Here is a 22,798-nt window from a genome sequence, read left to right as displayed (position 1 = left end):
GCCTCAGTTGCCGACGCGCTGGGAGGCGCGTCGTGCGAGATAGGCGTCATACGCGGTCTCGACCTCGCGCCGGGCGGAGACGGCGGGCACCGCCACGTCCCACCAATGCCCACCTTCTGTTGTGGTCGCATTCGGGTCGGTGTCGATGACCAGCACGGTGGAGCGGTCGGCGTCGCGCGCGCGCGACATGGCATCGGCAAGCCCGCCGAGATCGTCGATTTTCTCGGCCCGTGCGCCGAGACTTCGCGCATGCGCGACGAAATCAATTGCCGGAGGCGCGCGCATGTTCTGACTGTCGCGCCAGAGATTGTTGAACGGAGCGCCGCCGCACGCCGCCTGCAGGCGATTGATGCAGCCGAACCCGTGATTGTCGAGCAGCACGACGGTGATGCGCAGGCCGAGCATCACCGAGGTTGCGAGTTCCGAATTGAGCATCAGGTACGAGCCGTCGCCGACCATCACGACGACCTCGCGGTCCGGGGCGGCGAGCTTCACGCCGAGGCCGCCCGCGATTTCGTAGCCCATGCAGGAGAAGCCGTATTCCACGTGGTAGCCGAGCGGCTCGTCAGTGTTCCAGTGCTTCTGCAACTCGCCAGGCAGCCCGCCGGCCGCGCAGACGACGATGTCGCCGGGGCGGCACGCACGGCGGACCGCGCCGATCACCTCCGCATCCGATGGCGGTGCCGGCCGCCCTGGTTCGGGCAGCGCGGTGAACGAGGCGGCGGCGCCGCGCCATTCGTCGCGCACGCGCGCGACCGATTCGGTCCAGGCCGAATCGGCGCGCCAGTCCGCGAGTGCCGCGTCCAGCGCCTCGATCCCGGCGCGCGCATCCGCGACCAGCGGCACGGCGGCGTGCTTGGCCGCGTCGAAAGCCTGCGTGTTCAAGCCGACAATGCGGAGGTCTTGCGAGGCGAACAGCGACCACGAGCCGGTGGTGAAGTCCTGCAGCCTCGTGCCAACCGCCAGCACGAGGTCGGCATCCGCGGCCAGACTGTTCGCGGCCGATGTTCCGGCAACGCCGATGCCGCCGGTCGCCATCGGATGGGCGTCGGCAAGCGACGACTTTCCCGACTGCGTCTCGGCTTCCGGCACGCCGCGGTCGGCGCAGAACTGCGCCAGCGCCGCTTCCGCGCCGGAGTACAGCACGCCGCCGCCCGCGATCACCAGAGGACGGCGCGCGTTGCGTATCAGCCGCACCGCATCAGTGAGTTCGTCAGTGTCGGGGCGGCTGCGACGCGGGCGGTGCAGCCGCGTCTCGAACAAATGCGCCGGGAAATCCCATGCTTCCGCCTGCACGTCCTGGCAAAGCGCCAGAGTGACCGGGCCGCATTCGGCGGGATCGGTAAGCACCGTCATCGCTCGGGCAAACGCCGCCACGATCTGCTCGGGCCGGGTGATCCGGTCGAAATACCGCGACACCGGCCGGAACGCGTCGTTAGCCGACATTGTGCCGTCGCCCCAATCCTCGATCTGCTGCAGCACCGGGTCGGGCAGCCGTGTCGCGAAGATGTCGCCCGGCAGCAGCAGCAACGGTAGCCGGCTGACATGCGCGACCGCGGCACCGGTCACCATGTTGAGCGCGCCCGGACCGATCGACGTGGTGCACGCCATCATGCGGCGACGGCGCGAGGCTTTTGCAAACGCGGTCGCCGCGTGCACCATACCCTGCTCGCTGTGCGCCCGGTAGGTCGGCAGCGCGTCGCGCGCCTCGTGCAGCGCGTCGCCCATGGCCGCGACGTTGCCGTGGCCGAAGATCGCCCACACGCCGGCAAACAGCGGGACTTGCGCGCCGTCGATCTCGGCCCGCTGTGCCGCCATCATCCTGACCAGCGCTTGCGCCGTCGTCAGCCGGATTATGTCGTTCATTCAACGGATTCCTCACGCCCCAGCCATGCGGCCACGAGTGCTGCGAAGCGACCGGCCATCTCGTCGACCGCCTCCGCATCGTCGATCCGCCCGCTGAGCCAGTCGCGCGCGACATCGGCAAAGATCGTTCGCCCGACGGCGAATCCCTTGACCCAGTGGGTGGCGGCGGAGGCCTGGAACGATGCCGCAAGTGCCTCGAACGGCGCATCCAGTCCCAGAACCAGCAGCCCGCGGCAGAGCGGGTCGCAGCGCTCGATCGTCTCGCCGATCGCGATCCACGCCGCCTCGCTCCGCTGCGGTTCGAGCTTCCACCAATCGGGCTTCAGGCCAATCGCGTAGAGCCGATCGAGCACGCGCGGGATGGTGTCGTCGGCGAGCGCGCCGTGCCGGCCGGCGATGATCTCGATCAGCCATTCCCGACCGATCCGCCGGCACGCATCCTGCGCCACCAGCAGGGTCTGCTCCTGCTGCTCGCGCAACGATAACGGATCGTCCGGATGGTAGAAACATAGGCACTTGACCACTTGGTCGACCGGCCATTCGATCAGGCGGCCACCGAGGCTGCCGCCGCCTTCGAAGCGGAGCGGTCGCGAGCCGGTCTGCTCGATGGGCCGCGCGGTCCAGAGTCCGGCGTGCGAGGCCGCGAACAACGCGTCGCGGCCGTAGCCGCCGTCGAGGAACACCCCGAAGCCCGGACGGCCGCCCGCGACGCGCGAGGCGGCCTGCACAGCCAGCACCTTGAACGGTGCGATCCGGGTGCGCGCCGCTCCGGTTTCGCCTGCGATCACTTCGAGCTGCGCACGATGATCGCAGGCGAGTGCCATGATCGGCGTCGCCTGCGCGCGTCGTGTGGTGGCGTGGTGGAGATGGTTCAGCCGCGCGTCGTGACGCAGCGCCCGATGCGGCGAACCCTCGGCGAGGAACAGGCTGAGCTCGGCAAAGGTCGGGCTTTCGGGGGAACAAAGCAGACGCGAGACCGCGAAGGCGCCGCAGGCGTTGGCAAAGGCGCAGGCCCGCTCGATCGGCTCGTCGCGCAACCAGCCACGCAGGAAGCCCGACATGAACGCGTCGCCGGCGCCGAGCGTATTGAAGACCTCGACCGGAAAGCCGGGACCGGTGATCCCTTCATCGAGTCGTGTCGGGATGTCGCCGGGAAACACGACGCACCCCATCGGCCCGCGCTTGCAGACGATTGTGGCGCGCGTCAGCGCGCGGATGCGCCGTATCGCCGCGAGCGTGTCTTCCGCACCGCCTGCGATGTGCAGCTCCTCCTCGGTGCCGACCACAAGGTCGCATTCGGGCAGAATGGACGCGAACTGCGCCGTGACCGTCTCGGAGCGGATGTAGCGCGCCTCGCCGGCGCCGTGCCCGGCGAGGCCCCAAAGGTTCGGCCGGTAATCGACGTCGAGAATCACCCGGCCGCCATTGTCGCGCGCCAGCGTCATCGCCTTGCGCTGCGCCGCCGCACTCGCTGGGCGCGCGAAATGCGTGCCGGTGACCAGCACGGCGCGCGTGCGGGCAAGCAGCTCGGGTGCCACATCGTTCGGCTCCAGGGCTGCGTCGGCGCAGTCGGTCCGGTAGAACAGCAGCGGGAACTGCCGGTCGTCGCGCACCCCCAGGATCACCAGGGCCGTCAGCCGATCGGGGTCGACGCGCACACCTTCGGTCGCGACACCTTCGCGCGCGAGCTGCTCACGGATGAAGCGGCCGAAATGTTCGTCGCCGACGCGCGTGATGATGCCGGTGCGCAGCCCGAGGCGGCTTGCACCGATCGCGATGTTCGCGGGGCAACCGCCGACTGCCTTGCTGAAGGACGCCATGTCCTCAAGCCGGCTGCCGATCTGCTGGCCGTAGAGATCGACCGATGATCTGCCTATCGTGACGATGTCGAGATCGCGCGCGTCCATATCGCATCCCCTTATCGCCTGCTTCGCATGCTGCTTGACGAGCGTCAATCAGGACATTCTATAGTTTGTCCGAAATGGAACGTGTGGAGTCGGATTACTTCGGACGTTTGCTTCGACATGGAAGGCATGGAACATTTATTCCATGGCAGACCACGATCGAGCGACAGATAAGGATCGGGCCGGTTCGCGACCGACGACCATCGCAGCGCTGCGCGATGCGATGGTCGCTCGTCGCGCGACCTTGCCCAAGCGCCTCGCCCAGGTCGCCGACTACGCGATGGCCGCCCCTGACGAGCTCGCCTTCGGCTCGATAGCCGCTATCGCCGCCCGCTGCGGCGTGCAGCCCTCGACCCTGGTCCGGTTCGGCCAGGCGTTCGGCTTCCCCGGCTTCTCCGACCTGCAACATCTGTTTCGCGAGCGGCTGCGTGATCGTGTTCCGTCCTACGCCGACCGCCTGGAAGCCTTGCGCGCGCCGGATGGCGGCGTGCCGCACGCCGCGGTCCTGCTCGACGGCTTTACCGATGCCGCAATCCGCTCGCTCGAGACATCGCGTCATTGCCTCGATGCCGCAACGCTCGACCAGGCGGTGGCGCTGCTGGCAAACGCCGACACCATCTACCTCGTCGGCCAGCGCCGCTCCTTTCCGGCGACCGCGATGACCAGCTACCTGTTCGGAAAGCTGGGCATCCGTCACGTTCTCGGGGGATCCGCGCTCGGCACGGACACCGAAACGATCGCGTTCGCGCGACCGATTGATGCCGCCATCGTTGTCAGCTTTACGCCTTACACGCCGGCGACGGTTGCCCTCGCCGCCGTCCTGGAGCGTGCCTCCGTACCAATCGTTGCGATCACCGACAGCCCATTCAGTCCGCTCGACAGCGGCGGCCGTGGCTTTCGGTTCGAGGTCGCCGAAACCGACTTCCAAGGTTTCCGCGCGCTCTCGGCAACATTTGCACTGCTCATGAGCCTCGCCCTCGGTATCGCCGAGACGCGCAGCATCAGGTCATCGGCAGGATCAGGGCAGGGCAGCTCCGATCCGGGATGATGAGCCGACCACAACCCCGTAGTGTCGGCATGCAGGGATTGGCGGGCGGTCTGCTGTCGCGCCCCGCTGACCTCGCCTGCATTGCTCTATGTCATGGTCGAGCCGTCCGTGCGCAGCCCTCGTGCTTCCAGGGCCTGCCAGCTCAGCAATGAGGGCACGCCGATGCCGATATCGCGGGCGCGACGCAGCAGCGACAGGTGCGCGGGCATGCCGAACAAGTGGCCCAGAGCGACGTAGGCGGCTTCCTGCACGCCGATCCCGCCGGGGATCAGGAAGCCCACGCTCAGCACCGCGCTCAGCATGCTCTCGATGGCCATTGCCGGCAGGATGCCGATATGCGCGCCAAGCAGTTGGAGCCCGAACAGCACGAACGGGGCCTCGCCGGTGCCTTCGGCGGCGACGTCGATCAGGCTGGACGCGGTGGCCAGCGTCCAGTCGGCGCCGAACAGCATGATCGCGCGGCCGCCGAAGACCAGCCCTCCGACCTCCGAGAAGGGCAGGCAGGTCTCCCCGCCTTCGCGCACCAGCCGTCCCCACATCGTCACCCAGGGTTTGACCCCCGGGCAGACCAGCGACCAGGCAAGGCCGAGGACCACGAACACCACGAGCTGCACGAGCACGATGGCGCCGTAGCCGAGTGCCCCGATCGACAGCACCGCATGCAAAGCGCGTCCGGCGCCAACCCAGACGAACACGCCCGCCGCGAGTGTCACCCCGAGCAGCAGGATGACCCGGGTGAGTGTCTTCACGGGCCGGTCTCCGTATCAGCGGTTGATCGCCAGCTCCCGCCAACGCTGTTCGGCGTAACGCACTGTCAGCATGTAAGGTGCGACCGTGTAGCCAAGGACGCGAAAGACGCGGGCGTGCCGGCGATAAATCCGCCAGGCGGTCCGCGGCGGCAGCAGCGAGCGCCACAGGCCCGACTGACCGCGCCAGCCATGATGGTTCCAGGTTGCCTGCCAGACTTCAAGGCGCGCGCGCTCCAGCGCCGCGTCGAGCGGGTTGTGGGTGGCACCGAGGCTGGCGATCAGGGATCCGAACGCCTGTCGCGGGTCGCGTAAGAGAGCCTCGTAGCGTGTCCGCAGGGCATCGCGGTCCTGCCACCAGGCGGTGCTGATGCCGAGCAGGTTTTCCGCCCCCCAGCTCAGGGCGTACTCGGCGAACAGCGGCGACGTGGGCGAGGCTAGGCCGAGGCCGGGTGGCAGTTCGGCATTGCCGGCCAGCCAGCGCGCGGTCTCTGGTTCATGGCGGACGAAATGCAGCACCGACAGCAGCACGTCGAGCGGATGGCGCGCGATCACCAGCACGCGAAAGCCGTGCTCGCGCAACCAGCGCTGCAAGCCGGGCTCGCGATACCAGTGCAGTTGCAGGATCACGCGCAATGGGAGTTCGGCGGGGATCTCGGTCGGGTCGTGCACCAGGATCTCGGCCAGATCGTAGAGATCGGCGAGCACCTGGCGGACCCAGCTATTGCCCGAGCGCGGGGTGCTCAGGATGGCGATACGCATCAATCGGGAGGTTCGACGCGCACCGGCAATGTCGCGTCGGCGAAGCGCAACCCGAGCCGCGTGCCGGGCTGCAGTCCTTGCGCGCGGGTGACCGGATGGCCGTCCGAGCCATAGACCAGCGTGTAGCCGCGTTCCAGCAGCGCCATCGGGTTAGCCCCCTCCAGACGCGCCGACAGCCCGTGCAGATAGGTCCGCCGTTCGGCCAGCGACGCCGCCTGTGCGGCAAGCGTCCGGCGCAGCGCCGCGTGCAGGCGGCTCGCCGCGAGTGCAATGCGGCCACGCTGGGTTTCGATCAGCGCACGCGGCACGTTGAGGTGGCGTTCGGCGGTGATCAGCGACGAGCGACGCAGCGACACCAGCCGGGGCAGCGCCAGACCGAGGCGGTGGCCGCGATCGTCCAGGCGCTGCCGCACCGCGCCGAGCAATGCCGGCAGGTCGGGCAAGGTCCCGGCTGCGCGGGCCAGCCGCAGCCGGCGCACCTGGGTCATGTGCACGAGCCCGCTCGCGAGCCTGGCGGCGCGGTGCGCGAGGTCGGCGGCGAGCTCGGCGCGCACCGGCACCGCGAGCTCCGCCGCCGCGGTCGGTGTCGGCGCGCGTCGATCCGACACGTAGTCGATCAGGGTGGTGTCGGTCTCATGGCCGACCGCCGAAATCACCGGGATACGGCAGGCGGCGACCGCGCGCAGCACCGCCTCGTCGTTGAACGCCATCAGGTCCTCGAGGCTGCCGCCGCCACGCGCGACGATCAGCACGTCCGGGCGCGGCACGCCGCGTCGCCCGTCGATCGCATCGAAGCCGCGTATGGCTGCCGCGATCCGCGCCGCGGCACCCTCGCCCTGCACCGGCACCGGCCAGACCAGCAGCCGTCGCGGGAAGCGCCGGGCGATGGTGGTCTGGATGTCGTGCAGCACAGCACCGGCACTGGAGGTGACGATGCCGATCACCTCGGGGAGGGTGGGCAGCGGGCGCTTGCGTGCGGCGTCGAACAGGCCCTCCTCGGTGAGCCGCAGGCGCAACCGTTCGATCGCCGCGAGCAGCGCGCCGGCGCCGGCGAACTCCATCCGCTCGACGATGAGCTGATAGGACGAGCGCTCGCCATAGGAGGAGATCTTGCCGGTGGCGATGACCTCGAGCCCGTTCTCCGGCACCAGCCCGAGTCGCGCGACGGTGCCGCGCCAGCAGACCCCGGAGATCTTGCCACCCTCGTCCTTGAGCGAGAAATACAGATGTCCGGACGGGTAGCGCTTGAACTCGGTGATCTCGCCGCGCACCCGCACCCGGCCGAACGAGCCCTCCAGCAGCCGCTTGATCGCGCCCGAGATCTCCGAGACCGAGAACTCCGGCAGGTTCGAAAGCACGTTGGGCGTATTCATCCATGCAGGGTAGAGAAAGCCCGCTTACGATGAAAGCGAGGTGACCGATGCGTGTGTTGCTGGTCGGGTCCGGGGCGCGCGAGCATGCGCTGGCGGCCGCATTGTGCCGCTCGCCGCTGCTCGATGAGCTGTTCATCGCCCCCGGCAATCCGGGCACCGCGGCACTCGGGCGCAATGTCGCGATCGCGGCGGACGACGTGGCAGGCCTGGTCGCCTTTGCCCAGGCCGAGCGGCTCGCGCTGGTGGTGCCGGGTCCGGAGGCGCCGCTGATCGCGGGCCTCGCCGACGCGTGCGCCGAAGCCGGGCTGGCCTGCGCCGGTCCCTCGCGCGCGGCGGCAGAGCTGGAGGGCAGCAAGAGCTTCACCAAGGGGGTCTGCGACGCGGCCGGCATCCCCACGGCGCGTTGGGAGCGCTTCACCGACCCTGCCGCCGCACGCGCCTTCGTCGGCCGCCGCGGCGTACCCCAGGTGCTCAAGGCGGATGGCCTCGCCGCCGGCAAGGGCGTGGTGGTGGCGCGCAGCCTGGCCGAGGCGGAGGCCGCGATTGCGGCGATGATGGAGAGCCGCAGCCTGGGGGAGGCGGGCGACGCGCTGGTGATCGAGGAGTGCCTTGAGGGCGAGGAGGTCTCGCTGTTCGCCTTCTGCGACGGCGCCCAGGCGCTGCTGATCGGTGCCGCGCAGGACCATAAGCGGATCGGCGAAGGCGATACCGGCGCCAATACCGGCGGCATGGGTGCTGTCTCGCCACCGCCGGGCTTCGATCGCGGCGCCCAGGAGCACGCCCTGGACCTGCTGGTGCGTCCGGCGCTGGCCGAGCTGGTGCGTCGTGGCACGCCGTTCCGTGGCGTGTTGTTCGCGGGCCTGATGTTGACCGCGCAGGGGCCGAAGCTGATCGAGTTCAACGTCCGCTTCGGCGACCCCGAGGCGCAGGCGCTGCTGGCGCGGCTACGCTCCGATCTGCTCGCGGCCCTCGCGGCCCTATGCGACGGCCGGCTCTTGGAGAGCGGTCTGCGCTTCTCCGACGACGCCGCGATCGCGGTGGTGCTGGCCGGGCGCGGCTATCCGGGCACGCCCACGACTGGCGGTGTCATCGCCGGTCTCGACGAGGCGGAGCGGATCGCAGGGGTGCGGGTGTTCCAGGCGGCAACGTCGCGCGATCCGGATGGCACGCTGCGCGGCGCCGGCGGCCGGGTGCTGAGCGTCTGCGCCACCGCATCCAGCCTCGCCGACGCCCGCGATGCCGCCTATGCCGCGATCGCGCGCATCGACTGGGTGGATGCGGTCTGGCGTCGCGACATCGGCGTGCACGCCCTGGCGCGCCTGGAGGAGGCCGCGGTCAGGTGAACAAAGCGTGCCCCACCTGAGCATGCAGCTGCGGGATCGCAAGCGCGGGCGTCGCCACGTGATCGGTGGCCAGGGCGGCGCCGCCGAGGCTCGCGGGTGTCGCCGCGGGGACAATCGCGGGCGCCGCTGAGATGCCGGCCGGGGCGGTGAAATCGGCCAGGACGCTGGCACTCGCGGCCGGGAACGGGGCGCTGCCATAGGGTGCCGTGCCGTTGCCGGCGGCGAGCAGGAAGTTGGTGATCGGCGTGGTGTTGCGGGCTTGCGCCTCGACGGAGCCGATGAAGGCGACCAGTTCCTGCGCCGGGCTGAGCACGCCCGCGTTCAAGGCCGAGATCCAGTTCTGCGCGCCCGCGGAATCCGGGGTGCGGCCGAGGACTTTCTGATATTCGGTGTCGACGAACTGGGTGTTGGCGGCCGCGCTGGTGCCGGGCGCGCCGTAGACGCCTTGTCCTTCGGGCGAAGCGAGGAAGTCGCCGGCGACGGTGGTGATTGTGGTGCCGGTTTCGATTGTATGCACCCAGCGATGCAGTCCGTTGACATCGGGCGCCCGCCCCAATGCGGCGTAGAGCTCGACGATCGGCTTGACGTTGCTGGTTGCCTCGGCCGAGGTGGCGAAGGCGTCGTTGACCTGCTGCAAGGTCAGCGTGCCGCCGCTCACCGCCCCCTGCCAGCTCGCGAGGCCGGTCGCATCCGGCGCGCGCTGCAGGATGTTGGTGTAGAACCGGCTGATCAGCGCCGCATTGTCGTCGCCGAGCTGCTGCTGGGCGAGGCTGGCGATCGCCTGGTGGCCGGCCTCGGTCGGGTGCAGATGGTCCCAGAACAGATATTGGTTCTGCGCCCCGGTGCCGGTCGCGGCCAGGGTGCCACTGCTGGCGGAGGTGAAGTTGCCGCTCCAGACCGGCGTGGTGACGTTGGAGAGACCGTAGGCGACGGGACCTGCGACCGCATTGTCGACGAGCGTAAACCCGTCGACGATCTTGGCGGACAGGCCGGTGACGGTGGTGAGCTGGCTGGCCAGTTGCGTGTTGTATTCGGCGGTAAGCTGCGTCGCCTCGGCGTCGAATGCCGCGGACGCAACGCCGCTGCCATTGGCTTGGCCCTGCATCACGTCCGGGGTCTTGCCGAGGTCGGGAACGTTGAGCACCAGCATCGACTTCGCGCCGTTGGTAACGAGGCTCTTGATGAAGCCGATCTCGTTGCTGACCGCGTCGGTGACGTCGGTGGTCTGTTGCGCGGCACTCAGGCCGCTGCTGGAGAGGATGGCGAGCAGGTCGTTGGCGCCGATCGAGACCGTATAGAGCGCGTTTGCCGAGGGGCTCGGCACCTTGGCCTGGAACTGGGTGAGCTGTGCCGGCAGCGAGATCGCCTCGATCCCCGGGTTGGAGGCGTTCTGCGGCGTGGGTCCGGTCTCGGCGCCGCCATAGGCGAAGTCGTTGCCGGTGGCGAGACTGGGCGACAGCGTGCCGAGCCCGAGCGCGACCGAGAGGTCCTGCACCCAGGTCGGCCCGTTGCTGAAGACGTTGCCGGAGATCGAGCCGTACTGCTCCTGGTGATAGGGCGGCGACACCGGCTCGCGGCCGGCAACGGCGGTGACGATGGAGAGGTTGCCGGCATCCGACAGGCTGTCGCCGAATGCGTAGAGTGCGCTGTAGGTGGGCAGTGCGGCGGCCGGCGGTGTGGCGTTGGAGGGCATGGACGAGCTCCTTCTTGCGGGGAGAGGTGAGGCGCCGACCGGTCGGGCCGCCAACTTCTACAAGCCACACTGGCGCGCGAAGTCAATTGCCAATCCGGCGAACGGCCGCATCGACGAACCAACGGGCACTCGCCGGCGCGCCGATCTCGAACGGGGTCACGTCTGACCAGAAGCGGGCGCAAAACTTGCCGGCATCGACATGGTAGGCACGGTCCCAGGTGAAGCCGACATCCGCGACCTCGTGCAGCGTCCGCGAGAACCGTCCCAAGAGCGGCAGCAGCCGCAGCGGCACGGCGTTGATCCGCAGGCGGCGGCCGATCGCATCGGCGCCGAGCCTGAGGATCTGGCGCGGCGTGCGGACCCTCGCGCAGGGCATGTTCCAGACCTGCCCGAACGCGTCGTCTGGTGCGTCGAGCAAGGTCAGAGCGGCGCGAGCGATATCGGGGACGTAGGCGAAGTCGTGCGGCGTATCGGGTGGTGCCAGCAGGAATGCGGCCTTGCCCCGCGCGATCCGGCCAAAGCCGGTAGCGCCGATATGCGATGCCGTGACCCCGGGTCCGTAGAAATCCGGACAACGTAAGGCCGCGACCTGCACCCGGTCCGACGCCGCCATCCAGATGCGCGCGACCTGCGACAGGATCGCGGGCTTCTCGCCGGCGTCGCTCAGCGGTGTGTCCTCGTTGCGCACGCCGTGTTGCGGTCCGAGCTGGTAGAGATTGTCGATGAACACGAGCCGCGCCCCGGCCGCCTCGCAGGCGCCGATTACGTTGCGCATGGCGCGCGGCCAGGCGGTGCGCCACACCCGCGAATCATAAGGAAAGCCAATCGCCAGCACGACCTGGGCGGCGCCGGCCGCGGCACTGCGAACGGCAGCTTCATCAAGGGTATCGCAGGGCACAAAGCGGATGCCCGGCGCGAGGACCGCTGGCCGGCTGCGCTGAGCGACGCAAACCGCCTCGCCACGCGCCGCCAGGGCTCCCGCGACCAGGCGCCCGACCGGCCCGTGGCCGAGGACAAGTATGGCATGGTTCATCATGGGTTCTCCCGTATCCAGGCGTTCAGGATGGCCACACACGGGATACAAAGGAATTGTGGAATCATGTGGGGGTGATAGACGGAAATAGATGAACGCGTTGCCGAGTTGGGACCTGCACCGCACCTTCCTGGCAGTCATGTGGGACGGCTCGCTATCCGCCGCCGCGCGCCAGCTCGGACTGACCCAGCCGACCGTCGCCCGACATATCGAGGCGCTGGAGCAGGCAATCGGGGCGGATTTGTTCCTGCGCTCGCCGCGTGGCCTGGCGCCGACCGAGACGGCGATCGAGCTGCTCCCTTACGCCGAGACGCTTGCCGCTACTGCCGCGGCGTTGATGCGCACCGCGAGCGGGCGGCGCGACGCGGTGCGCGGCTGCGTGCGGATCAGCGCCAGCGAGGTGGTGGGCGTCGAGCACCTGCCGCCGATCCTGGCGCGGCTACGCGAGCGGCATCCCGGACTGGTGCTGGAGTTGGTGCTGTCCAACGCGCTGGATGATCTGTTGCGCCGCGACGCCGATATCGCCGTGCGCATGGTGGCGCCGACGCAGCAGGCGCTGCTCGCCCGCAAGCTGCCGCCGGTGGCGCTCGGGCTGCACGCAACCAGTGCCTACCTCGCGCGTCGCGGGGTGCCGGCCTCGATGGAGGCGCTGCGCGAGCACGACCTGATCGGCTTTGACCGCGAGACGCCGGCGCTGCGTGCCTTCGCAGACCGCTTCCCCGAGGTGGCGCGCGCGGAGTTCGCGCTCCGCACCGATAGCGACGTCGCGCAACTGGCCGCAATCCGCGCCGGCTTTGGCATCGGCGTCTGCCAGATCGCGGTGGCCCGCGACCTCGTGCGCGTGCTGGAGGAGGCGTTCGCACCGTCGCTCGGCCTCTGGATCGTCATGCACGAGGACCTCGCCACCAGTGCCCGCTGCCGCGTCGTGTTCGACGCGCTGGCGGACGGGTTGGCCGCGCTCTGAAGCCTATGTGGAGCGGCGCTGATTTGAGACGAACGACGGCCGCCGACGCATAATCATTGAGACAGGGCGCACGCTGTGTGAGACACACGCAAAAGGTCATTGCTGATACTTGGTGAGCCAGCTGGACGCGCAATAGTCGGCGGGCGGCGCACTGCCGCTGCTTCCAATTGACGTCCTGTCTGCGTCATCTGAGAAATCATTGTGTCCCGAGCAGCCCGCCTCCTTGACCTGATTCAGGCACTTCGCCGCCGGCGTCGCGCCGTTCCGGCCGCCCTGCTGGCCGAGGAACTGGGGGTGTCGCTGCGCACGGTATATCGCGACGTCGCGACCCTGGTCGCGCAGGGCGCACGCATCGAGGGAGAAGCAGGCTTTGGCTATGTGCTCCGACCAGGCTTTCTCCTGCCGCCACTGATGCTCGGGGAAGACGAGGTAGACGCCGTCATCCTGGGGCTGAGGATGGTCGCCAGGCGGGCTGACGCCGCGCTGGAATGGGCAGCTGACGATGCCCTGACGAAGATCCTCGCCGTGTTGCCGCCGGAGATGGAGGATGCCGACCTGTCCAGCGGCCTGCTCGCAGGACCTGCAAAGGCTCGTTCCTCGCCGCACCTCGATTCTATCCGGCTTGCCCTACGGACAGAGCGGAAGCTGTGGCTGCGCTACGCCGACAAGGCTGGGGCTGCGACGGAACGCCGCGTTTGGCCCGTCGCGCTGGGCTTTTTCGCGGACGTCGAGGTGCTGGCCGCCTGGTGTGAACTGCGTGAGGGCTTCCGCCATTTCCGGCTCGACCGCGTGGTGGAAGCCGGGCTGCTGGATCAGCGTCTCCCTAAGCGCCGCCGCCTCCTCCTGGCCGAGTGGCGCATGTCGGAGGGAATCGACGGCCCCGGCTGACCGCTGCTGACGGTTTCTGACACGCTTTCCGCCGATGCTGGACGGACCGCAGCATCGGAGTGGCTCACATGCCGGACCTCAGCCTCGTTATCCTCTACGTCGATAATCCCACGGCAAGAGCCGCCTTCTACGCAGACCTGCTGGGGCAGCCTCCCGTTGAGGTGTCGCCGACCTTTGCCATGTTCAAACTGCCGTCCGGAACCGGTATTGGCCTCTGGTCGCGGCACACAGTGGAGCCAGTCGCGGCAGCAGCCGGAGGCGGGGGCGAACTGGCCTTCATCGCGGACGATGTGGACGCCGTCCATGCCGATTGGGCCGGCCGAGGCCTCCCCATCGCCCAGCTGCCGACCGAACTGGATTTCGGCCGAAGCTTCGTGGCCCTGGACCCGGACGGCCATCGGCTGCGAATCTTCGCCCCGGCCGGCCGGTGAAGGGCGCCTGGATCGCCGTCGCTTGCGCCGAGCATGTCCGGCGCGGGCGGCAGGGCGGCTTCATGCAAGTCTGCCACGGAAAGGCAGCCCCGCTCCGGCGCCTGCGGGCCGGCGATGGAGTCGTCTACTACTCTCCGACCGTCATCCTTGGCAGCAAGGTCCCTTACCGGGCTTTTACGGCTGCCGGTCTTGTGAAAGCCGCCGAGCCCTACCCCTTCGACACAGGGGAAGGCTTGCGGCCCTGGCGTCGGAACGTCCGGTGGCACACGGCAGGAGAAGTCCTGGCCACGTCCGTTTTAGACAGACTGAGCTTCGCGGCTGGGCGACGGAACTGGGCATATGGTCTCCGGTTCGGCCTGATGGCCATTCCACCGGAGGATTTCCGCGTCATTCTGGTCACGATGCAAGCGGCTGAAGGTCTACTTTCCACATCCAGCGGTCTTGGCGTTGTTTGAGTTTATCCAGCCACACGTGCGTGTAACACTTATTGTCCGTCGCCACACCTATGGACCGGCGGCGTCCAGCACCCTTCCCATGGCATAGGATGGCACATACCCCGCGAGCGCGTTGCCGGTCGGGCGGATCGAGCGCATCAGGGCGTCGCGGGCCTTGCCGGTGATGGCGCCTGATTTGCGCAAGCCGAACAGATAGGGCCGTGCGTCAGCGGGCAGGGTGTTGAGCGACAACCCCAGTTCCTTGTCGGACAGATGCGCCATCGAGGCTGCGACCTCCGCCACCCTGGTTTCGATGGCGGCGATGCGGGCTTGCAGCAATCGGACGATATCGTCGAAATCGGTCCAGAACTCCTCCGGCAGGTCACGACGGATAGCGTCCATATCATCGCCCGCCGCCATCGCTTCCCACATCGCCAAAGGCGTGCAGCGTGAAATCAGGGCATGGATGCGACGATATTCCGCCCCCTTGAGCTTCAGCCGCAGGCCGTTGCTGAAGCGGATGACGAAGCCTTCGTCGTGGCACCCAAGCATCGCGGCGTGGCTCGCCATCGCGCTCATGCTGGCGAATGCCTGGCGCCGGGCGGCGCGCCATCCGAGTGAAGCGGCCGTGGCCAGCACCGCGTCGTGGGTCAGTTCGCGTCCCTCGTCGTCATAGGCCGCCAGCATGACCAGGGCAGGCTCGGCATAGCGGATGACGATCCGGTTCTCGGGATACACCGCCTCGAACAAATAGGTCGTGCCGGGTGTCAGAGGCGAGAGATCCACGGCATCGAGGCGGCCCTGGGCCCAGAGCGCCTGTTCCGAATCGAACGCACCCTTGGTCGCGGCAAGCCAGCGCCCGGCATGGTAAAAGACGATGACGAGGCTACCGTCGAGCTTCTCGAAGGCCTCGAACGGCAAATCCGGGACCTCGCCGCGCCGCTCGCCGACATTGAAGAATTTTGGGAACGGCATGGCCGCGATCCGACCCTGTTTTGCGTCGACGATCAGGCCGCGGGCGACGACCGTGAAATCGTCCCAGGCATCCTCGTAGACGCAGCGCGTCGTATAGATGAAAAGCTGCAGCCCGGCCGCCGCATTCAGCCGCCGATAGACCAAGCCCAGCGCGCGGGCGCGTTCCAGGCCTGCCATGAGGGTGGCGAACGGGATCTGGCGCGCCGGATGGATCGGTTCACTCATGCAAGGACGAGTGCTAGCACAAGACGGCGTGAGGTTGCGCGATCGCATGCCAACGATGCCGCCAGCCGGACGATGTAGTGTCATCACCGTATGGGACATCGATCATGGATGACGAGCGCATCTGGGGCTCCGAGGACGGGCTGTGGACCGGGGACGCCGAGAACTACCGCGCCACCATCGACGAGGAATGCCTGATGGTGCTGCCGGAGCCGCCCTTTGTGATGAGTGGCGGGCAAGCCGCGGATGCGGTGGCGAGTACGCCGCGCTGGTCGAAGGTGGCGCTGACCGAGCGCCGGGTTTCGCGTCCGCAGGAAGGGCTGATCGTGATCGCCTACAAGGCACGCGCGGAGCGCGAGGGGATGACCCCTTATGAGGCGCATTGCACGACCACCTATCGTAGGCTGTCGCACGAAGTGTGGCGGGTCATCCAGCACCAGCAGACACCGCCGCTGATGTCACACATGTCGTCGGAGTGAATTACCCTGGCCGGTCGGCCTGGAACAGGCCTGTCAGCTCCTCGCTGACCTGCCTCGCACTCTGGATGAGCCGTTTCTCGTCATCGTAGAAGGTGGCGCTCTCGGCCAGTGATCTGGTGTCCAAGGCGCGGAAGTTCTCGACCACCCGGCGCGCGTCGGCCGGCTCACGCCCCAGGCTTACCAGCGCCAACTCGGTCATCACCAGGCTGGAATGGAAGGTCTCGCGTACGAACTCGCTCACCCCGATTCGCATCAGCAGATGCGCATGGCGGCGGTTGCGGGCGCGAGCGAGGATACGCAGCCTGGGAAAGTTCCGGCGCACCATCTCGATCACGCGCAGACTTTCCTCCGGGTCGGCAAGGGCCACCACAAGCAGTTTCGCGGTGTCCGCCCCTGCCGCGCGCAACAAATCGGGTCGTGCGGGATTGCCATAATAGACCTTGTTGCCGAAGCGCCGGATGGTCTCGATCTGGTCGGCATCCTGCTCCAGCGCGGTGAACGCGATACCCTGCGTCCGCAGCACGCGACCGACGATCTGCCCCATGCGCCCGAAGCCGCAGATGATCACCGGTGCGTCGGCAAAGGCGATGCGGTCATCCTCGCGTCTCGGCGCACGGCCGAGTGCCGGGATGACGAGGCGTTCCGACGCCGCGAACAGGATCGGTGTCGCCGCCATCGACAAAGCGATCACCAGGGTTGCCACTTCGGCCTGGGCGCGGGGCAGCACGCCGGCGGCAATTGCGGCAGCGAACAGCACGAAGCTGAATTCGCTGCCCTGCGGCAAAGCGAGGGCAAAACGGATCGCGTCACGCGCGCTCTGGCCGACCCCGCGCGCCAGACCGAACGCCACCCCGGCCTTGACCAGCAGCAGGCACACCACGCAGAGCGCGATCATGCCGGGGGCGACGGCCAGCAGGTCCAGATGCGCCGACATGCCGACCGAGAGGAAGAAGAAGCCGAGCAGCACGCCCTCGAACGGCTCGATATCGGCCTGCAGTTCGTGCCGATATTCCGAGCCGGACAGCAGCACGCCGGCGAGAAAGGCGCCGAGCGACATCGACAGGCCGGCGAGCGAGGCGATCCAGGCGGTGCCGAGCACCGTCAGCAGCGCGGTCGCGGTGAAGATATCAGAAGAGCGTGCGCCGCCGATCAGCCGGAACAGCCGCGGCACCAGAAACCGTCCGCCCAGCAGGATGCCAGCGATGGCGCAGGCGCCGACAAGCACGCTCTGCCACGGGACATGGTGCGTCACCGTGGCGACCCCCATTGCCAGCAGCGGCACCAGGGCAACCATCGGGATGAACGCTACGTCCTGAAACAGCAGCACGGCAAAAGCGTCGCGACCGGCGCGCGCGCTGAGCAGGCTGCGTTCGCCGAGCATCGGCAGCACGATCGCGGTCGAGGACAGTGCGAGACCCAGACCGAAGACGATGGCCCCGGCCCAGCCAAGTCGACTGCTCCCGACCGCCAGATGGATCAGGATCGCCAGCGCCATACCGGTCAACAATACCTGCGCCGTGCCCAGACCGAACACCGCCCGACGCATCACCCAGAGTCGTTCCGGCCGCAGTTCCAGCCCGATCAGGAACAGCAGCATGACGACGCCGAGTTCGGAGACGTTGGCGATCTGGCCGACCCCGTGCACCAGGCCAAGTCCGAGCGGCCCGATCACCGCTCCGCCGACCAGGTTGCCGAGCACCGCGCCGAAACCAAGTCGGCGCGAGATCGGGACCATGACGACGCTCGCGATCAGCAGCGCCACCAAGGTCCCAAGCATGGCCTCTACCCCGCCTGAAGACTAGGCAGGCGTGCGCAGCGCCTCGGCGAGTTCCGGCAGTGCCTTGAACAGATCCGCGACCAGGCCGTAATCGGCAACCTGGAAGATCGGCGCCTCCTCGTCCTTGTTGATGGCGACGATCACCTTGCTGTCCTTCATGCCGGCGAGATGCTGGATCGCGCCGGAAATGCCGATCGCCATATACAAATCGGGAGCGACGATCTTGCCGGTCTGACCGACCTGGAAGTCGTTCGGCACGAAGCCGGCATCGACCGCGGCGCGCGACGCACCCACCGCCGCACCCAGGCTGTCGGCGATCGGATCGATCAGCTTGAAGTTCTCGCCGTTCTGCATGCCGCGCCCGCCGGAGACGACGACACGCGCCGAGGCAAGCTCCGGCCGCTCGCTCTTGGAGAGTTCCGCCGAAACGAATCGCGAGATGGACGGGCTGTCGGTGGCGGAGACGTCGCGGACGGTGGCGGTGCCGCCCTCGGCTGCCGCCGCGTCGAAATTCGCGGCCCGCACGGTCAGCACCTTCTTCGCGTCCGACGATTTCACCGTTGCCAGTGCGTTGCCGGCATAGATCGGACGGATGAAGGTGTCGGCGTCCACGACCTCGATGATGTCGCTGATCGGCTGCACGTCGAGCAGGGCGGCGAGGCGCGGCATCACGTTCTTGCCGATGGCGGTGGCGCCGGCGAGGAGGTGGTCGTAGTCGCCAGCGAGCCCGGCCAGCAGGGCTGCCAGCGGTTCGGCAAGGGTTTTCTCAAAGACCGGCGATTCGCAGCGCAGCACCTGCGCCACGCCAGCGATCTTCGAGGCGGCCTCGACGGCAGCACCCGTATCGGCGCCGGCGACGAGCACATGCACGTCGCCGAGTGCGACTGCGGCGGCGATGGCAGAGCGGGAGGCCTGCTTGATCTGGCCTGCCTCATGGTCGAGGAGAACGAGCGCGGTCATGGTCAGATCACCTTTGCCTCAGTGCGGAGTTTGTCGACGAGTTCGGCCACGGAACCGACCTTGATGCCGGCCTTGCGGACGGGCGGCTCGGCGACCTTGAGCGTGGTCAGGCGGGGGCTTGCATCGATGCCGAGATCGGCCGGCGTGATCGTTTCCAGCGACTTTTTGCGCGCCTTCATGATGTTGGGCAGCGATGCATAGCGCGGCTCGTTCAGGCGCAGGTCGGTGGTGACGATCGCCGGCAAATTGAGGGCCACCGTCTCCAGCCCGCCATCCACCTCGCGCGTCACGGTCGCGGTCTCGCCCTCGATCGCCACCTTGCTGGCGAACGTGCCCTGCGCCCAGCCGAGCAGGCCGGCCAGCATCTGGCCGGTGGCGTTCATGTCGTCGTCGATTGCCTGCTTGCCCATGATCACCATGCCGGGCTGCTCGCGTTCCACCAGCACCTTGAGGATCTTGGCGACCGCCAGCGGCTCAACATTGGTATCGGTCTGCACCAGGATGGCGCGGTCAGCGCCCATCGCCAGTGCCGTGCGCAGCGTTTCCTGGCATTGCGCCACCCCGATCGACACCGCGACGATCTCGCTCGCGGCACCCTTTTCCTTGAGGCGTACGGCTTCCTCGACCGCGATCTCATCGAACGGGTTCATCGACATCTTCACCCCTGCGGTCTCGACGCCGGAACCGTCCGATTTGACCCGGACCTTCACGTTATAGTCGACGACGCGCTTGACGGGCACGAGCAGCTTCATGGGAGAGTATCGCTTCCTTGCTGTGTATTACATTCCGCCGGGGTAGTTCGGGCCGCCCCCGCCTTCCGGCGCCGCCCAGTCGATGTTCTGGGTGGGGTCCTTGATGTCGCAGGTCTTGCAGTGCACGCAGTTCTGCGCGTTGATCTGCAGGCGCGGCGGCGTGCCGTCGAGACCGTCGATACCCACCGCCTCATACACCCCCGCCGGGCAGTAGCGGCTCTCCGGCGAGCGATACTGCTCCCAGTTGACCGCCAGCCAGCGCTCCTTGTCGCGCAGCCGTAGATGCACCGGCTGGTCCTCCTCATGGTTGGTGTTTGACAGGAACACCGAGGAGAGCTTGTCGAAGGTCAGCTTGCCGTCGGGCTTGGGATAGGCGATCGGCTCGGAATGGCTGCGGTCGTGCAGGATTTCGTGGTCGGCATGGCGGTTGCGGAAGGTCCAGGGCGCGCGGCCGCGCAGGATCATCGCATCGATTCCCGAATAGAGAGCCCCGCCATACAGGCCATATTTGGCGAACGCCGGCCGCACGTTGCGCACGTCCCGCAGCTCCGACCACAACCAGGACTGGCGCACACGCCGGGTGAAGCTCGCGGGCTCCGCGGGCCGGCCGCCTTGCAGCGCGTCGACGACCGCCTCGGCCGCCAGCATCCCGGACTTCATCGCCGCGTGGGTGCCCTTGATCTTCGGCACATTCAGGAAGCCCGCCGCGTCGCCGAGCAGCGCGCCACCCGGAAATGTCAGCTTAGGCACCGATTGCAGGCCACCCTCGGAGAGCGCGCGGGCGCCATAGGAGAGCCGCTTGCCACCCTGCAGATGACGCGCGATCGCCTTGTGGGTCTTCAGCCGCTGCATCTCATCGAACGGCGACAGCCAGGTGTTGGCGTAATCCAGCCCGACCACGAAGCCGTAGCTGACCAGGTTCTCGCCGAAATGATACATCCATGAGCCGCCATAAGTGGCGCGATCCAGCGGCCAGCCAAAGGTGTGCTGCACCAGACCGGGCTGGTGCTGCGAGGCGGGGATTTCCCACAATTCCTTGATGCCAAGCCCGTAGGTCTGCGGATCGACCCCACGGCGCAGATCAAAGCGCGCCATCACCTGCTTGCTCAGCGAGCCGCGGCAGCCCTCGGCGAACAGCGTATAGGGTGCCCGCAGCTCCATGCCGGCGGCGAAGTTGGGGCCCGACTCGCCTTCGCGGGTCACGCCCATGTCGCCGGTGGCCACGCCGACGATCCGGCCATCCTCCTCCAGCAGTTCGGCGGCGGCGAAGCCCGGATAGATCTCGACGCCAAGCGCCTCGGCTTGGACGCCGAGCCAGCGGCAGACATTCCCGAGGCTGACGATGTAATTGCCGTGATTGGCCATGTGCGGCATCACGGTATCCAGCATCGGCACCTTTATGCTGCGCGTCTCGGTGAGATAGAGCATCCGGTCCTCGGTCGCCGGCGTGTCGAGCGGCGCACCCTTTTCGCGCCAGTCCGGGATCAGCTCGTCAAGCGCACGCGTCTCGATCACGGCACCTGACAGGATGTGCGCGCCGATCTCCCCGCCCTTCTCGACCAGGCAGACCGAGATCTCCGGGTCGAGTTGTTTCGCGCGGATCGCCGCCGCCAGCCCCGCCGGGCCGCCGCCCACCACGACGACGTCAAACTCCATTGCCTCGCGCTCAGACACTCTTTCACCCCTGCCATTCACTTGGCCCGCAATGCTTTTGCCAGAATGCCCCGCATTGGCAAAGCCACGGCGCCGACCTCATCTCGCGTGCGCAGGCACCGATATCAAGCGATGCCGGCGCCTGCGATGTCTCGGTTTGCTCGCGCGATGCCGGGTCACTGGCACCCGACATGTGGCAACGGCGCTGACGACGCGCAGGAATAGCGTCCCGGCGGGCGCCGCGATCCCGGCCGCTTGTAGGTCCAGCCGGCGCGCCGCCAGGTTCGCGCCGCCCACCCAGGTCGATATGCCGCTGCCATACTGGGCGAAGCGGCAGGTGAACACGCATCGGGCCGCCCGCGAAGCCCGTGTATCCAAAGCGAAATAGCCCTCGCGACCTCCGGCGGCGACCCGGCACGCCGCCCGCACCGAAGCAGGCATGAGGATCGGCAGCGCCGACTCCGGCACCGCTCGCGGCGGGGACACCGGACGCGCCGCACAGCCGCCAAGCATGGCCACGGCGAGCCAGATCGTGCTGCGAGGCAGGCGCCGCTTCAGCCGGCGGCACTCCCGCGACGCATCAGCGTTTGCACATGTGCCGCAACACAGCCGGCGAGGGCCGCCAGGTCGTAGCCGCCCTCCATCACCGAGACGATGCGCCCCCCGCAATGCCGGTCGGCGATGCGCAGCAACTCGCGGGTCAGCCAGACGAAATCCTCGACGCCGAGTTGCAGCGCGGCCAGCGGGTCGTCGCGATGCGCGTCAAAGCCAGCCGAGACGATCAGCAATTCCGGCGCAAACCGATCCAGCGCCGGCAGGATGCTCCCACTCCAGCCGCGTCGGAACGCCGCACCGCCGCTGCCCGGCGCCAACGGCAGGTTGACCACATTGTCCGCCACCCCGCGTTCATCCGCGGCACCGGTCCCCGGATAGCAGGGCGACTGGTGGCTGCTGGCATAGAACAGGTCGGGATCGTCCTGCAGCATGGCTTGGCTGCCATTGCCGTGATGCACGTCAAAATCCACCAGGGCCACGCGGCGCAAACCCCAGCGCGCGCGGGCGTGCAGTACCGCGATTGCGGCATTGCCGAACAGGCAAAAGCCCATCGCGCGGTCCGGCTCGGCATGATGCCCGGGCGGCCGGACAGCGGCAAAGGCGGCGTCCGCGTGGCCGCTCATCACCGCGTCGACCGCGGCACAGGCAGCGCCGGCGGCATGCAGCGCCGCTTGCGCGCTGCCTGCGCTGAGCAGCGTGTCGGGATCGATCTGGATGCGCACGCCATCCGCCGGTCGCGCATCCAGGATCCGCTGGATATGCGCCTCCGGGTGCGCCAGCTTCAGGTGCGCCTCGGTGGCGGGCGGCGCCGGCTCGCGCAACAGGGCCGCGAAGGCGGGGTGCGACAGCGCCTCCAGCACGCCCTGCAATCGCGCCGGACGTTCCGGGTGGCCAGGACCGGTATCGTGCGCAAGACAGGCTGGGTGGCTGATGAGCATGG

The 22,798-nt window shown here is 68.2% G+C and carries 21 protein-coding genes; 7 read left to right on the top strand and 14 right to left on the bottom strand.

What is annotated here, in order from left to right:
- Positions 1 to 3 precede the first annotated feature (3 nt).
- Together iolD and ACQY4K_RS07040 are read right to left on the bottom strand one after the other, a co-directional pair.
- The gene (gene iolD, locus ACQY4K_RS07045) at positions 4 to 1,866 is read right to left on the bottom strand and encodes a 3D-(3,5/4)-trihydroxycyclohexane-1,2-dione acylhydrolase (decyclizing) (protein ID WP_428394665.1); all 1,863 of its coding nucleotides are present in this window, start codon (positions 1,864 to 1,866) and stop codon (positions 4 to 6) included.
- A complete protein-coding gene (locus tag ACQY4K_RS07040; RefSeq protein WP_428394663.1) occupies positions 1,863 to 3,773 on the bottom strand; it encodes a bifunctional 5-dehydro-2-deoxygluconokinase/5-dehydro-2-deoxyphosphogluconate aldolase in 1,911 nt (636 codons plus the stop codon). Before ACQY4K_RS07040 ends, iolD begins: the two co-directional genes overlap by 4 nt.
- Before the next feature lie 142 nt (positions 3,774 to 3,915).
- Here ACQY4K_RS07040 and ACQY4K_RS07035 point away from each other — a divergent pair, with 142 nt between their 5' ends.
- Positions 3,916 to 4,818 (top strand): MurR/RpiR family transcriptional regulator, encoded by a 903-nt coding sequence (locus ACQY4K_RS07035; RefSeq protein ID WP_428394661.1) that lies wholly within the window; start codon positions 3,916 to 3,918, stop codon positions 4,816 to 4,818.
- Between the two features lie 86 nt (positions 4,819 to 4,904).
- Here the strand turns inward: ACQY4K_RS07035 and ACQY4K_RS07030 are convergent, their stop codons facing one another.
- Genes ACQY4K_RS07030 through xseA form a run of 3 tightly spaced genes read right to left on the bottom strand, consistent with a single transcriptional unit; the run spans position 4,905 to position 7,699 of the window.
- Entirely contained in the window at positions 4,905 to 5,567 is a 663-nt protein-coding gene (locus ACQY4K_RS07030) for a hypothetical protein (RefSeq protein WP_428394660.1), read from the bottom strand.
- 15 nt (positions 5,568 to 5,582) lie between these two features.
- The gene (locus tag ACQY4K_RS07025; RefSeq protein ID WP_428394658.1) at positions 5,583 to 6,326 is read right to left on the bottom strand and encodes a hypothetical protein; all 744 of its coding nucleotides are present in this window, start codon (positions 6,324 to 6,326) and stop codon (positions 5,583 to 5,585) included.
- Positions 6,326 to 7,699 (bottom strand): exodeoxyribonuclease VII large subunit, encoded by a 1,374-nt coding sequence (gene xseA, locus ACQY4K_RS07020; protein WP_428394656.1) that lies wholly within the window; start codon positions 7,697 to 7,699, stop codon positions 6,326 to 6,328. The genes ACQY4K_RS07025 and xseA overlap by 1 nt, the downstream gene beginning before the upstream one ends.
- Positions 7,700 to 7,746: 47 nt before the next feature.
- Between xseA and purD the strand changes: the two genes are divergently transcribed.
- Positions 7,747 to 9,042 (top strand): phosphoribosylamine--glycine ligase, encoded by a 1,296-nt coding sequence (gene purD / locus ACQY4K_RS07015; protein WP_428394654.1) that lies wholly within the window; start codon positions 7,747 to 7,749, stop codon positions 9,040 to 9,042.
- Here purD and ACQY4K_RS07010 read toward each other — a convergent pair.
- Positions 9,035 to 10,735: a DUF4214 domain-containing protein gene (locus tag ACQY4K_RS07010; RefSeq protein WP_428394652.1), complete on the bottom strand. Its 1,701-nt coding sequence runs from the start codon at positions 10,733 to 10,735 to the stop codon at positions 9,035 to 9,037. The genes purD and ACQY4K_RS07010 overlap by 8 nt on opposite strands.
- An 82-nt stretch (positions 10,736 to 10,817) precedes the next feature.
- Positions 10,818 to 11,771 (bottom strand): NAD-dependent epimerase/dehydratase family protein, encoded by a 954-nt coding sequence (locus ACQY4K_RS07005; RefSeq protein ID WP_428394651.1) that lies wholly within the window; start codon positions 11,769 to 11,771, stop codon positions 10,818 to 10,820.
- Between the two features lie 88 nt (positions 11,772 to 11,859).
- Here ACQY4K_RS07005 and ACQY4K_RS07000 point away from each other — a divergent pair, with 88 nt between their 5' ends.
- From ACQY4K_RS07000 to ACQY4K_RS06985, 4 genes are all read left to right on the top strand, one after another.
- The gene (locus tag ACQY4K_RS07000; RefSeq protein WP_428394649.1) at positions 11,860 to 12,732 is read left to right on the top strand and encodes a LysR family transcriptional regulator; all 873 of its coding nucleotides are present in this window, start codon (positions 11,860 to 11,862) and stop codon (positions 12,730 to 12,732) included.
- A 201-nt stretch (positions 12,733 to 12,933) separates the two neighbouring features.
- Positions 12,934 to 13,620 carry a helix-turn-helix transcriptional regulator gene (locus ACQY4K_RS06995; RefSeq protein WP_428394647.1) on the top strand — a complete coding sequence of 229 codons (687 nt, stop codon included), beginning with the start codon at positions 12,934 to 12,936 and terminating at the stop codon, positions 13,618 to 13,620.
- Between the two features lie 68 nt (positions 13,621 to 13,688).
- A complete protein-coding gene (locus ACQY4K_RS06990) occupies positions 13,689 to 14,051 on the top strand; it encodes a VOC family protein (RefSeq protein WP_428394645.1) in 363 nt (120 codons plus the stop codon).
- Complete coding sequence (locus ACQY4K_RS06985; protein WP_428394643.1) at positions 14,048 to 14,506, top strand: EVE domain-containing protein; 459 nt, start codon at positions 14,048 to 14,050, stop codon at positions 14,504 to 14,506. The genes ACQY4K_RS06990 and ACQY4K_RS06985 overlap by 4 nt, the downstream gene beginning before the upstream one ends.
- A 48-nt stretch (positions 14,507 to 14,554) precedes the next feature.
- On the opposite strand, the gene ACQY4K_RS06980 is transcribed toward ACQY4K_RS06985, so the two are convergent.
- Positions 14,555 to 15,685 carry an RNA ligase gene (locus ACQY4K_RS06980; RefSeq protein WP_428394641.1) on the bottom strand — a complete coding sequence of 377 codons (1,131 nt, stop codon included), beginning with the start codon at positions 15,683 to 15,685 and terminating at the stop codon, positions 14,555 to 14,557.
- Between the two features lie 104 nt (positions 15,686 to 15,789).
- On the opposite strand from ACQY4K_RS06980, the gene ACQY4K_RS06975 reads away from it, so the two are divergent.
- Positions 15,790 to 16,161: a DUF4440 domain-containing protein gene (locus ACQY4K_RS06975; RefSeq protein ID WP_428394639.1), complete on the top strand. Its 372-nt coding sequence runs from the start codon at positions 15,790 to 15,792 to the stop codon at positions 16,159 to 16,161.
- 1 nt (position 16,162) lies between these two features.
- On the opposite strand, the gene ACQY4K_RS06970 is transcribed toward ACQY4K_RS06975, so the two are convergent.
- The 6 genes from ACQY4K_RS06970 to ACQY4K_RS06945 form a co-directional block, all read right to left on the bottom strand.
- A complete protein-coding gene (locus ACQY4K_RS06970) occupies positions 16,163 to 17,938 on the bottom strand; it encodes a monovalent cation:proton antiporter-2 (CPA2) family protein (RefSeq protein WP_428394637.1) in 1,776 nt (591 codons plus the stop codon).
- Between the two features lie 21 nt (positions 17,939 to 17,959).
- Complete coding sequence (locus ACQY4K_RS06965; protein WP_428394635.1) at positions 17,960 to 18,898, bottom strand: FAD-binding protein; 939 nt, start codon at positions 18,896 to 18,898, stop codon at positions 17,960 to 17,962.
- A 2-nt stretch (positions 18,899 to 18,900) separates the two neighbouring features.
- Positions 18,901 to 19,650 carry an electron transfer flavoprotein subunit beta/FixA family protein gene (locus tag ACQY4K_RS06960; RefSeq protein ID WP_428394633.1) on the bottom strand — a complete coding sequence of 250 codons (750 nt, stop codon included), beginning with the start codon at positions 19,648 to 19,650 and terminating at the stop codon, positions 18,901 to 18,903.
- A gap of 27 nt (positions 19,651 to 19,677) precedes the next feature.
- Entirely contained in the window at positions 19,678 to 21,324 is a 1,647-nt protein-coding gene (locus ACQY4K_RS06955) for an electron transfer flavoprotein-ubiquinone oxidoreductase (protein WP_428394631.1), read from the bottom strand.
- Positions 21,325 to 21,402: 78 nt separating this feature from the next.
- Entirely contained in the window at positions 21,403 to 21,789 is a 387-nt protein-coding gene (locus ACQY4K_RS06950) for a hypothetical protein (protein ID WP_428394629.1), read from the bottom strand.
- Between the two features lie 68 nt (positions 21,790 to 21,857).
- Positions 21,858 to 22,796 (bottom strand): histone deacetylase family protein, encoded by a 939-nt coding sequence (locus ACQY4K_RS06945; RefSeq protein WP_428396005.1) that lies wholly within the window; start codon positions 22,794 to 22,796, stop codon positions 21,858 to 21,860.
- Between the last annotated feature and the right edge of the window lie 2 nt (positions 22,797 to 22,798).

Source organism: Lichenicoccus sp., from assembly GCF_965276875.1.
Lineage (GTDB): Bacteria > Pseudomonadota > Alphaproteobacteria > Acetobacterales > Acetobacteraceae > Lichenicoccus.
The sequence above is the reverse complement of the archived record's forward strand: the minus strand, read 5'-3'. Positions and strand labels throughout refer to the sequence as shown.